At 35.5% G+C, this 12,074-nt stretch carries 11 protein-coding genes; 3 read left to right on the top strand and 8 right to left on the bottom strand.

The window, feature by feature from the left end:
* Positions 1-64: 64 nt before the first annotated feature.
* On the top strand, positions 65-241 hold the full coding sequence (locus ACU8YW_RS07860) for a phage portal protein (RefSeq protein WP_087985562.1): 177 nt from the start codon (positions 65-67) through the stop codon (positions 239-241).
* Between the two features lie 309 nt (positions 242-550).
* Here ACU8YW_RS07860 and ACU8YW_RS07855 read toward each other — a convergent pair whose 3' ends face one another.
* On the bottom strand, positions 551-1,576 hold the full coding sequence (locus tag ACU8YW_RS07855) for a DUF2515 domain-containing protein (protein ID WP_087985630.1): 1,026 nt from the start codon (positions 1,574-1,576) through the stop codon (positions 551-553).
* Positions 1,577-1,679: 103 nt separating this feature from the next.
* On the opposite strand from ACU8YW_RS07855, the gene recU reads away from it, so the two are divergent.
* Together recU and ACU8YW_RS07845 are read left to right on the top strand one after the other, a co-directional pair.
* Positions 1,680-2,282: a Holliday junction resolvase RecU gene (recU, locus tag ACU8YW_RS07850; protein WP_046958934.1), complete on the top strand. Its 603-nt coding sequence runs from the start codon at positions 1,680-1,682 to the stop codon at positions 2,280-2,282.
* 65 nt (positions 2,283-2,347) lie between these two features.
* A complete protein-coding gene (locus ACU8YW_RS07845) occupies positions 2,348-5,068 on the top strand; it encodes a PBP1A family penicillin-binding protein (RefSeq protein ID WP_088062717.1) in 2,721 nt (906 codons plus the stop codon).
* 21 nt (positions 5,069-5,089) lie between these two features.
* Here the strand turns inward: ACU8YW_RS07845 and ACU8YW_RS07840 are convergent, their stop codons facing one another.
* The 7 genes from ACU8YW_RS07840 to dinG form a co-directional block, all read right to left on the bottom strand.
* A complete protein-coding gene (locus ACU8YW_RS07840) occupies positions 5,090-5,608 on the bottom strand; it encodes a YpoC family protein (protein WP_087985560.1) in 519 nt (172 codons plus the stop codon).
* A gap of 3 nt (positions 5,609-5,611) precedes the next feature.
* Positions 5,612-6,259 (bottom strand): endonuclease III, encoded by a 648-nt coding sequence (nth, locus tag ACU8YW_RS07835; protein ID WP_046958931.1) that lies wholly within the window; start codon positions 6,257-6,259, stop codon positions 5,612-5,614.
* Between the two features lie 15 nt (positions 6,260-6,274).
* Positions 6,275-6,982, bottom strand: a complete 708-nt coding sequence (gene dnaD, locus ACU8YW_RS07830; RefSeq protein ID WP_000728534.1) for a DNA replication protein DnaD — start codon at positions 6,980-6,982, stop codon at positions 6,275-6,277.
* Between the two features lie 121 nt (positions 6,983-7,103).
* Positions 7,104-8,291 carry an aspartate transaminase AspB gene (gene aspB, locus ACU8YW_RS07825; RefSeq protein ID WP_088062716.1) on the bottom strand — a complete coding sequence of 396 codons (1,188 nt, stop codon included), beginning with the start codon at positions 8,289-8,291 and terminating at the stop codon, positions 7,104-7,106.
* Between the two features lie 18 nt (positions 8,292-8,309).
* The gene (locus ACU8YW_RS07820) at positions 8,310-8,813 is read right to left on the bottom strand and encodes a cell wall elongation regulator TseB-like domain-containing protein (RefSeq protein WP_088062715.1); all 504 of its coding nucleotides are present in this window, start codon (positions 8,811-8,813) and stop codon (positions 8,310-8,312) included.
* Between the two features lie 7 nt (positions 8,814-8,820).
* On the bottom strand, positions 8,821-8,991 hold the full coding sequence (locus ACU8YW_RS07815) for a YpmA family protein (RefSeq protein ID WP_000358351.1): 171 nt from the start codon (positions 8,989-8,991) through the stop codon (positions 8,821-8,823).
* Between the two features lie 250 nt (positions 8,992-9,241).
* Positions 9,242-12,046, bottom strand: coding sequence for an ATP-dependent DNA helicase DinG, 3'-5' exoribonuclease type (gene dinG / locus ACU8YW_RS07810; RefSeq protein WP_088062714.1), 2,805 nt, complete (start codon positions 12,044-12,046; stop codon positions 9,242-9,244).
* Positions 12,047-12,074 lie beyond the last annotated feature (28 nt).

Genomic DNA, 12,074 nt, shown 5'->3' with positions numbered 1-12,074 from the left:
GCTTTTCCTTTGTCATGTAATTTCGCCGAATGACTCCTCACTCCTGCTCACATGACAAAACTAGTTGTTATTCGTCAAAGAAATCATTTTGTATGTCATTTATAGAAATGGTAACAATACAAAAAGGAGGTGTATGAAAATGACAAAGAACAAAAACGACAAAAAGAAAAAACAAAACAAACAAAATAAACCCGAGACTGGCAACCCTAAGTTAGATGGTCCAAACTTCCCTGCTACATAAAGTGAAACTTTAATCAGCAGGGGTTTTGTTCATCCCCACTGATTATTAGCCTTCTCAATCGGGCTTTTACGGGCAGTTGATCCACACCTAAATTCTTTGCTTTCACTGAATTTTGAGACGTGGGTCTTACTGCCCGGCAAGTAGCGGGATAAAGTGAAACTTTAGCACTTTTACAAAAAGCTAATTTCTGAAGCATCCTTAATCTCCTATATTCATTACGTTTTGAGATTAAATTGTTAGCATACACGGCAGGATTACTTCACATTAAGAAGTCCCGTCTTCATTTATGAAGACGGGACTTCTTTTTTATTATATCACGAACTCATCCATCCTTTTAACAAAACGATTTACGATAGAAGCAACATAGATTTGCTCCCTCTTTCTTTTATACCATTCTGTTATATCAACTTCACCCTTATACTCTTCCAGTAGAAACAACTCATTTATTTCCATATCTCTACAAAACCAATCTCTCATACTTATTTCCTTATGTGCAACGACAGGATAAACCTCTCTAAGGGCTGGCGTACAAGATTTTCTAGCTTCTCTTACATAATATTCATAATCTGCTCTTGATCCTGTGTGTATAGTTTGCAATGCAAACCTATGGAATAAACTTTTATAATTCGGATGAAACAGTAACTCCGCTAATTTCTGCCCTAGTTCTATACGCTTTTGTAACGTTTCAAATTGATAAACTGAAAAACCATACATCCTCCCTTCAACAGTCGGAAAAATAACAGCACTAATATGAAGCATTTCTTGCAATTTAAAAAGTGCAGTATGGAATACATGTTTTTTAAAATATGCATTCTCAATAACTGGTTTTTGAATTTTATTTTGCTCATTTATAATAAGCGCTGTCATGAGCCTATTTATATCTTTTTTTTCCCAAAAATAAATCCATTCTTTTTCCATAAAAATTGATACGTTAAAATATTGTAACAAATAGAATAGTGGTACCTGCCTCCTCTTACTTTCTTCGTATAACAATAGCTGAGGAAATGCATCTAAAAAAATAATCCAATTCGCTTCTTCATAAGTCAGAAACAAATGTTTTTTTACTGTTTGAGGTAAAACAGTAGCATAATATCTCCCTTTTAAATCAGTCATATTCCATCCAGCATTTCTCGAGACCATACTTGCTAAAAAGGCCCACCTAATTTCACTGTTCCTTACATAATATTCTTGATAAGACTGTGTTCGAGAAATATTGTCCATATTAGCCATTTCTATTTTCCTCTTAATGTTATAAACGATTGTTTTTTCTTCGTCTGTACAAACCATATTTTTACGATATTGTTTAATTTTCTCATAATCATTCCATGTAAACATAAATAAGTCATCATGCCTTTCTTCAAAAAGGTCACATCTTTTTTCATTTTTTGTTATAATCACCTTTGTAAGTAATTCTTAGCAAGTTGGGAGTGGACACACTATGACCATTCGTTACCCAAACGGAAAACGGTACAATCAAGCTTCACAACCTCATAAAACACCAATTAAAAAACATACTTATAGTAATAGAGGTATGTCCCTTGAAGAGGAATTGAATGAAACAAATGAATATTACTTAACCCATAATATTGCATGTGTACATAAAAAACCTACACCTCTTCAAATTGTAAAAGTAGATTACCCCGCTCGAAGTGCTGCAGTGGTAAAAGAAGCGTATTTTAAACAACCTTCTACAACAGATTACAACGGTGTATACAAAGGGAAATACATCGATTTTGAAGCGAAAGAAACAAAAAATAAAACCAGCTTTCCACTTCAAAACTTCCACCTTCATCAAATTGAACATATGAAGCAAGTAATCGTTCATGATGGAATTGCATTTGTTATTATTAAATTTACACTTTTTGATGAACTTTATTTACTAGATGCAAAACATATTATTGCATTTTGGAATCGTCAAAATACTGGTGGACGGAAATCGATTACGAAAGAAGAAATAGAAGAGCATGGATCTTTATTATCATGCGGTTATCACCCTCGGATTGATTATATCCGTGTACTAGACACGGTTTATTTTTCGTGATAGAGTCATCACTAAGGCTCTTTTTTCGACTTTTGGGGAGAGAATGAAAGGTAGGAGAAAGTATAATGTCAGATAATTATCGTTCTCGTACAGAACGAAATCATGTAAAAAATCAAAATCAAAAGCAAGAAACAAATAAAGAAAAAAAACCAAAGAAAAAAGGCTCCTTTTTTAAAAAATTCCTTATAGGTTGTCTACTTCTTGGTATCGTTGGTCTTATAGCTAGCGTTTCCGCTTTCTTTGTTATGGTGAAGGACGCTCCAAAATTAGACAAATCAAAACTTGTCAATCCTTTATCAACAAAGTTTCTTGATAAGAATGGGAACTTTTTCTATGAATACGGTGCTGAAAAACGAACCCACGTTACGTATGATCAAATTCCAAAGGTAGTTGAAAGTGCATTCCTTGCAACTGAGGATTCACGTTTCTATGATCATAATGGAATTGATTTTAAACGAACTACAAAAGCAGTTATGGAAAATGTCACTGGAGGGTTCGGATCTCAAGGTGGTAGCACGATTACACAACAAGTAGTCAAAAACTATTTTCTAACGATGGACAAAACTGCGAAGAGAAAAGTACAAGAATGGTACCTATCTTACAAATTAGAGCAACAATACTCTAAACATGAGATCTTAGAAATGTACTTAAATAAGATTAACTTAGGTAACCGTTCGTACGGTATTGCAACAGCAGCCAAAAAATATTATAACAAAGATTTAAAAGACTTACAGTTACATGAAGCTGCAATGCTTGCAGGTTTACCACAAGGTCCTAATATTTATGATCCAACAAAAAAAGACAACGTTGAACGAGCTACACAACGTCGTAACGTCGTATTATCATTAATGAATCGACATGGTTATATAACAAAAGATGAAATGAATAACGCAATGAAAATCTCTGTAACTGAGGGTCTTCAACCGTCTTCAGAAATAACTGAGATGAAGTATCAAGCATTTTTAGATGCTGTTGTAAAAGAAGTTGAAAAAGAATATCCCGATGTAAATATCGGTTCAGATGGTTTAACAATTCATACAACAATTGATCAAGATGCTCAAGATTACGCTGAAAAAATTATGGATGGCAACCTTATTAAGTATCCGAACGATCAATTCCAAGGATCATTCGTATTTATGGATACACAATCTGGCGAAGTTCGAGCAATTGGAGCTGGGCGTAAAGAAAGTAAGTCTACTTTCAAAGGTCATAATATGGCAACTGATTTAAAACGCCAAGTCGGTTCAACGATGAAACCAATTTTCGACTACGGTCCAGCATTTGAGAATTTACAATGGTCTACATACCATCAATTAAACGACTCAGAGTATACGTATTCCAATGGTAAGAAAATACGAAATGCAACAAAAAGTTACAAAGGTGACGTTTCACTACGTGAAGCTTTGAAAAAATCATTAAACATCCCAGCTTTAAAGACAGCTCAAGCGGTTGGTCTTCCTAAGTCACAAGCGTTTGCTGAAGGCTTAGGTATGACATTTAAAGACGGCAAAACATATGAATCAACAGCAATTGGTAGTAACGATAGTTCTCCATTAGAATTAGCAGGTGCATATGCAACCTTTGGTAATGATGGTAACTATAATAAACCGCACTTCGTAAAAGAAGTCATCTTCCCAGACGGTAAAAAGAAAAGTTTTAAACCGAAAGAACAACGTGCAATGCAAGACTACACAGCTTACATGGTTACTGACGTTCTTCGTGACGTAGTAAAACCTGGTTCTGGTGGTACAGGTCCAACAGCATACGTTTCTGGTTTTGACGTAGCTGGTAAAACAGGGACACAAAACTTTGATGAAGACGTTCTTAAAAAATATGGTATTCCAGCTGATGCAAACAGAGATAGCTGGTTCGCTGGATATACACCACAATATACAATGGCTGTTTGGACTGGTTACGAAAAGGATGGTCCAGAAAATTACATTGGTGATCGCTCTACTAGAATTGCACAACAAATGTTCCAAGTAATGATGAGCAAATTTGCTACAGATAAATCTCGCTTTGAACGTCCTTCTTCTGTACAAGAAATAAACGGAGAATTATACGTAAAAGGTGCGAAAAAAGATGCAATTAAACAAATTAAAGTAGATGCACCTAGTGGTCTTAATGTTACTTTCGATGGGGCTAGCACCGTTACACTAAACTGGTCTGGACCAGCAGAAGTTGATGCGTATGCAGCAAGCTATAAAGCAACTGACGGTTCAAGTGGTAGTTTATCAATAAATGGTACGACAGCTTCTCTTGGTGGTATTAAACCAGGCGTTACTTACAGCTTCTCTGTGGTAGCGAAAAAAGGTACTGGAACAAGCCCTGCAGTTGGTGCATCCTTCACTGCACCTGGCGGAACTCCAGACCCTAAGAAAGCTGAAGAAGAGGCTAAGAAGAAGGCTGACGAAGAAGCTAAGAAAAAAGCTGATGAGGAAGTACAGAAAAAAGCTAATGAAGATAAACAAAAACTAGAAGAAGCTCAGAAAAAAGCTGCTGAAGAGCAGCGTAAACAACAAGAGCAACAGCAACAACAAGAACAACAACGTAAACAACAAGAAGAAGCTCAGAAAAAGGCTGCTGAAGAAGAAGCCGCTAGAAAGAAAGCCGATGAAGAAGCTGCTAGAAAGAAAGCTGAAGAAGAGGCTGCTAGAAAGAAAGCTGAAGAAGAGGCTGCTAGAAAAAAAGCTGAAGAAGAACAACACAAGCAACAAGAACAACAACAAAATACCGGAGGAGATACACCTCACGCAGACGGAAATGCTGTTATAACAGAGTCTTAATACAAAAAGAAGTCCTTTCTCTTAACGAGAAAAGGACTTCTTTTTTGTTATCATTTTCTTTACATATAGCTTTTCTATTTCAATATACAACTGCGCTAACTGAATATAAGAATGATAATTATTCGTTTTTTTTATAATGAACGAATATCGCTCTACAAAATTAACTGGTTGTACTTCCAATATACTCGTGTAATCTTCCATTTCGTTCAAACTATGGATAGGTTGCTCATTTAACCAATATACAATTGATAACAAATGCGCTGCAAAAAGAATCATTGGACCTTCAACTTCTTGCTTATTTCTGTTTCGAAATAGTGTAGCAATGTCTTCATGCTTACTTTTCCATACATTCAACAGTACAGGAATACTATTTTCAATTTCATTCCACGGCTCATATTGTCTTTCAATATCAAATATAAAGTAAGTATTTTGTATTATTTCTTCAAAAGACTGATCTGTATGATACGTAATCGAAGTTACGCTTTCTGTAAAAAATGGTAAGCACCGAAATTCTTTCGGTATTTCTATAACTCGCTCCATCCTTTATTTCCCCTTCATTCGCTTCTTTCCTTCACGACACACTTCTAGTAATCGGCACTCTTCACATTGTGGTCGCTGTGCTTTACAGTGGTAACGCCCAAAGAAAATCATACGATGATGTGTAACGCCCCATTCATCCATCGGAACTTTCTTCATTAATGTCTTTTCTACTTCTAACACCGAATCTTTCCACCTACAAATCGCTAACCGTTTACTCACTCTCTCTACATGCGTATCAACAGCAATCGCTGGAATTCCAAATGCAACCGAAACAACTACATTCGCTGTCTTTCTTCCTACTCCTGGTAATTTCGTCAGCTCGTCACGGTCTTCTGGAACTTTCCCGTTATAATCATCTAGCAACATCTGGCACAATTTTTGAATATTTTTCGCCTTATTTCTAAACAATCCAATGGAACGTATATCTTGTTGTAATTCTTCTAAAGACACGCTTAAATAATCTTCTGGTGTTTTATATTTTTGAAATAAATTTTTCGTCACTTTATTTACAAGTGCATCTGTACATTGTGCAGATAACGCCACCGCGATTACTAATTCAAATGGATTATCATGAATTAATTCACAATGTGCTTCTGGATACATATCCGCCATTGTGTCTAAACAATAGCGAATTTGCGTTTTATTTAACATATACTTCCTCCTACATTACTGCTCCAACCAATTATAAAAAGGCACTTTCCCAGTAAATTTCGTCTCTTGTTTTGTCGTTTGCTGCGTTCGTTGTTGATTTGCTCTAAATTTCCGTCCTTGGTTTTGGGCTTGATCTACTGTTTTAATACCATTCTTTTTCCACTCAAATAAAATACGATCAATATATCGGAAATTAAGCTTACCGCTCATTACAGCTTCCCTGAGGGCCGCTTGAATTAAATTCGGATGATGTTGATCTTGATCTTCCCACATACCCAACGTTTCACATTCAAACGGAGAAAGTGGTCTTCCAAATTCTTTTTCAAATACTGTATATAAATTTACTTGCAGTTGTTTTATTTCTTTTTGTTCTTCCTCTATTGATTCGTTCATTAAGAAATGCAATATTTTTTCCCATAGCGGTTGTAAAGAATAACTTTCACACATCATCGCTTCTGATTTTTGTCCACCTTCTAGTGATAAAAAACCTTTTTGAATCAATGTCTGAATTACTTCCATACATTTCATTTCAGTAATCGTCATCCGTTCTGAAATCTCTGACGGAGTCGGAAACGAATTGCCCGATTCTAAAAATGTGTGTACATGAAGTACAACCATAAATTCCATTTCATTTAGCCCTAATTTTTTATAATGCATCATAAGTAATTTTGGAATTGCAATGCTTCCCTGCTCAAACCACTGTAACATCATTTTCTTTTTCATCACCAAACACCTCGCTCTCTAGTATAACACACCTTTCGCTATTTCTTTTTGCCACAATTCGTCAAAAAAACCTTCCTATTATGTAGGAAGGTTTTTTGTATTGCGTTAATAAAATATACAATTAAGCTTGCACTTTACTTTTCATAAACGTATGAATGCGTTCCAATGCTTTCTCTACTTGTTCAAGAGATGTCGCATATGATAAACGAACGTTATTTGGAGCACCAAATCCTGTACCTGGTACAAGAGCCACTTTTTCCTCTTCTAATAGAGCTTTTGCCCAATCATCCACAGTTTCGTATCCTGATAAAGCTACAGCTTCTTTTACATTAGGGAATAAGTAAAATGCACCTTGTGGTTTAATGCAAGTAAAGCCAGGGATTTGAATTAATTTATCATAAATAATGTTTAATCTTTCTTCAAATGCTTGACGCATTGTTTCTACAGGTTCTTGTGAGCCTGCATATGCTGCAATTGCGCCGTATTGAGCGATTGAAGTAGGGTTTGACGTACTATGACTCGCTAAGTTCGTCATCGCTTTAATAAGCTGCTTATTTCCTGCTGCATATCCAATACGCCATCCTGTCATAGAATGAGATTTAGATACACCATTAATAATAAGTGTTTGTTCTTTTAATGCATTAGAAAGCTGGGCAATCGAAGTATATTCTGCTCCACCATAAATTAATTTTTCATAAATTTCATCTGAAACGATTAAAATATCGTGTTCTAAACATATTTCTCCAAGCTGTTGTAATTCCTCTTTGCTATAAATCATTCCTGTTGGATTGCTCGGTGAATTAATAATAACTGCTTTCGTTTTCTCTGTAATTGCCTCACGCAGCTGCTTCGCTGTAATTTTGTACTCATTGTCTTCCAGGCCTTCTACGTAAACTGGCTTACCGCCAGCAAGCTTTACTTGCTCAGGATAACTTACCCAATAAGGAGTTGGGATGATAACTTCATCTCCTTCATCAAGTAACACTTGGAATAATGTATATAATGCATGCTTTGCACCGTTACATACAATAATTTCAGATGGATCATACGCAATTCCTTGATCACGTGTAAACTTCTTCACAATTTCTTGTTTTAACGCTTGTAATCCACCTGTTGGTGTATACTTCGTATGTCCTTCTAACATCGCTTTATGTGCAGCATCCATAATATGTTCTGGCGTATTAAAGTCAGGTTCTCCTGCCCCTAATCCAATTACATCATGACCTTCTGCTTTTAATGCTTGTGCCTTTGCTGTAATTTCTAAAGTTGCAGATGGTGTTAAAGCAGCTACTCGCTTTGCTAATTTCATTTGTAGTTCCCCCTACATCTATTTTTCAATGCTATATCGTTTTAAAAACTGACCATCTTGAAATGCAAGATTGTAGTAACTATAACGATTGTCATCATCAATATATGTAACTTCCCATAGTGGTATATTGTTTTCAACGCCTAATTTTACTTTTAAAATTTCTTTAGGCTTACTCTTGGACTCTTTACTGTCATCTCCGACTTGTTCAATCGTTCTTTGTAAAGCATCTTTTTCAGAAATACCTTCGCTCTTTTTCCTTACTATAGTTTCCCCTTTTTTCTCAGGCACCCAAACGATAAGTTTTTCTCCTTTTTCATCTGTACCTTGTACGACTGTATATGAAGATTCTCCATTATAATAATCAACAGATTTTACTTTTGTAAGCTTTGCCTTTTCTTTCGCAATTTCTACAGATTTTGCCTCTTTAGGGATTTTCTTTTCCATTGCTTTATTGTAAACATACGCCCCATATATTCCGCTAGCAACGATTACGATAACGATTGCAAAGATCCACTTTTTCATTGTATCACTACGTTCTGTAAATCGTAAATACAGCTATTTCTTTATCTTTTTCGTCTAATGCTAATCCGAACATGAGGTCCTGTTCTTTTAACGTACGATTCAAACTATCAACAATTTTATACAAGTCAGACGAATATTTAATACGCGTCGTTGATAGGACTTCGATTTTCTTATCCATGAAAAAACTCCTCCGTTACACAAAAATTTCTAATTATAGAAGAACGCAATACGGTTACAATAAGAGTACATTCTTTACAACCCCTGCTTCATCACCCATCTATTATAGCAGGACATGTACTGCAAAAAAAGGTTTCAAGTCGAAAACCAATACATTTTGTATACAAGAAGTAAGAAAAATAAAATTCCTCCTACCCACATTTTTTACGCCTGAAGCTTAAATGTACTTCAGGCGTATTTTTCTTCCAATTTTATTTATTTGGCCATGCCTTTAATTGTTCTAATAATTCTTCTAGAGGGCCTTCATAAAGCGGAACAGTTGGGATTGATTGTAAAAAACGTTTTCCATAAGAAGCGCTTATCAAACGACGGTCTAATACAAATACTGTTCCGGTATCTGTACTTGTTCTAATCAGACGACCAAATCCTTGTTTGAAACGCAAGATTGCTTGCGGGAGTGCTAACTTAGCGAATACGTCCTCTCCTTGATTTTTTAACCACTCTCCTTTTGCTTCCATCATCGGTTGATGAGGAGGCGTAAAGGGAAGCCGTACAATAACAAGACAACTAAGGGCATCTCCAGGTATATCTATCCCTTCCCAAAAACTACTTGTTCCTAACAAAATCGATTTGTCGAACTCTTGAAATTTACGAATGAGACGACTTCGGCTCTTATTATTTACACTTTGCGTTAATAATAAATACCCCTCTAATTCCTCATCATTTTTCAAATTCGTATACGCTTCTTTCAACATTTCATACGAAGTGAATAAAACAAGCATTCTACCTTTTGTAGCTTTCGCGATTTTTGCAATATGTGCCGACACAGATTTAATATATTCTTCATTACTTGCTTGCTTAATAAAAGGCACATCTGTTGAAACCATTAATTTCATCTGTTCTTCAAAACGGAATGGTGATGGAACCTGTAATGTATTGGGAGCAAAATCATGTAAACCTAGCTCCTCTTTTATATAGTCAAATGAATCGTTTACTGTTAACGTTGCTGATGTGAAAATAACACTCTTTTTCTGTGTTAAAAATTCATCCGCAAGCCTTTCACCAATATGAACAGGCTGTGCATATAAAACGGTTGAATGAATTGTTCCCTTCGTTTCAGTCTCCATCCATGTCACATATGAATTTTTTTCTAAAATGAGTAATTGTAAAGATTTTTCCATCTTTCTCAACAACTCAATTAAATGCATAAATTCACCTGTAATAACATGCATCTCCCATTCTAATTTACTTTGCAATATATCAACTTGCTTCTCAAGTATAGTCAATAATTTTCTTACATCGTATACAAAACGATTTGTTAACTCGGTAATGCTATCCCATAACTTACCTTTCTCTACTTCCGTGTTATATCGATAAATGAGTGGCATATTGCTTATCCCTTGTTCCTGCTTTGTTTGTTTAAAGATGAAAGCACGTAACATTTGGAATAGCTCATCCGCATCAAATTTCAATTCCTTCAAACTATGACTCACCATACGGAAAGTCGAACGAGAGGCTTGCTCTGATTTTTTCATCATTTTATATACTTTAGAAAGTACATCATCTGTTTCTAGCGTACCAAGACGAGATAAAACTAATTGAAAATACATACAGGAGAACTGTTCACCTAATATTCTACTCGCCGCTTCCTCGATATGATGAGCTTCATCAAAAATAATATGTTCACATGAAGCAAATAGTGGTTCTTCACTTGAAAAATCTTGAAATAATAACGCATGATTTGTAATAACGATATCTGCAAATAATGCTTTATTCTTTGCTCGTTGATAAAAACAACGGCTATACCAGTTGCTTTGCATCCCGCCTGGACTATGTACATCACTACAAATACGGTTCCAAAGTAACTTTCCGCCCTCAGGAATATTTAATTCATCACGATCGCCAGTTTCTGTTTGCAATAACCACACTAAAATTTTTGCCTTTGTGAGCGCCATATCATAATTTTTCTCTTCCTCTTGCAAAGCATATTCAAATTTATGTAGACAAAGATAATGCTTTCTTCCTTTCAAAAGAGCTACTTCAAATGAAAATGGCATTATTTTCTGTAATAATGGAATTTCTTTTTCTAATATTTGTTGTTGCAGTTGTACTGTTTGGGTACTTATGATGACAGGTTCTTCTTTTTTCGTTGCAAAATAAATACTTGGAAGTAAATATGCAAGAGTCTTTCCTGTTCCTGTTCCTGCTTCAATTAGTGAAAACCTAGAATCTCTTAGTGCTGTATATATTTCCTTCATCATAATCTGTTGGCTTTCTCTTTTTTCAAACCTTGGCATATTCAATTCAAGTTTATCGATTGCCTTATGCAAGAAAGCATCAAATTTAGATGAACATGTTTCACTGAGATTTAAAGCATAATTCCGTTTTCGAAGCGCAATATTTCGATACACTTCATACCCCTCTGCCACTTTTCTACCATGCATCATTTTCTTTAAAATATTTTCAGAAAGTACATCCGCTATATCACTTTGAAAAACATCGCTCAATTCATAAAGCGATTGCAAGGTGACAAGTGGTAACTTTTCAATTTCATTTAAAAATTGTAAAAATAATTCCGCTGTTGCAAGAGCATCACTATCCGCACGATGCGGTTGATCGTGCTCTAATTCATGTTGTTTAGCTAAATCACGTAATTTATAACTATCAGCTGTCGGCAAAAGAATTTGCGCCAACTCCACTGTATCAACTTTCGGACAATGTACTTCTGTATATCCAGCCCACCTTAATTCTTCCGTTAAAAAATTCCAATCAAAGTGAACGTTATGTGCAACAAAAGCTGCACCTTGCAATAGCTCAACAACCATCGGGGCTACATCATGAAATAACGGGGCTTGCTTAACCATACTCTCATCAATCCCTGTTAATTCTGTAATAAATGGCGGAATCTCTCTCTTCGGATTAATAAAAGATGAAAAAATCTCTAGTATCTCTCCATCTTCCACTACAACAGCTGCGATTTGGGTAATTTTATCCTTCCCGTCCTTCCAGGAGTTCCCTGTCGTCTCTAAATCCACAACGACATAACGTTTACTCATATATGTAACACCTCAATTTCTTACCTAT

It is taken from the genome of Bacillus pretiosus, from assembly GCF_052947655.1.
Note: the sequence above shows the minus strand (reverse complement) of the source record. Positions and strands in the feature narration are given on the sequence as shown.

Coding starts and splice junctions, on each gene's coding strand:
- ACU8YW_RS07855 (WP_087985630.1), bottom strand. CDS start 1,576: ATGTTTACATGGAATGATTATGAGAAAATTAAACAATATCGTAAAAAT.
- recU (WP_046958934.1), top strand. CDS start 1,680: ATGACCATTCGTTACCCAAACGGAAAACGGTACAATCAAGCTTCACAA.
- ACU8YW_RS07845 (WP_088062717.1), top strand. CDS start 2,348: ATGTCAGATAATTATCGTTCTCGTACAGAACGAAATCATGTAAAAAAT.
- ACU8YW_RS07840 (WP_087985560.1), bottom strand. CDS start 5,608: ATGGAGCGAGTTATAGAAATACCGAAAGAATTTCGGTGCTTACCATTT.
- nth (WP_046958931.1), bottom strand. CDS start 6,259: ATGTTAAATAAAACGCAAATTCGCTATTGTTTAGACACAATGGCGGAT.
- dnaD (WP_000728534.1), bottom strand. CDS start 6,982: ATGAAAAAGAAAATGATGTTACAGTGGTTTGAGCAGGGAAGCATTGCA.
- aspB (WP_088062716.1), bottom strand. CDS start 8,291: ATGAAATTAGCAAAGCGAGTAGCTGCTTTAACACCATCTGCAACTTTA.
- ACU8YW_RS07820 (WP_088062715.1), bottom strand. CDS start 8,813: ATGAAAAAGTGGATCTTTGCAATCGTTATCGTAATCGTTGCTAGCGGA.
- ACU8YW_RS07815 (WP_000358351.1), bottom strand. CDS start 8,991: ATGGATAAGAAAATCGAAGTCCTATCAACGACGCGTATTAAATATTCG.
- dinG (WP_088062714.1), bottom strand. CDS start 12,046: ATGAGTAAACGTTATGTCGTTGTGGATTTAGAGACGACAGGGAACTCC.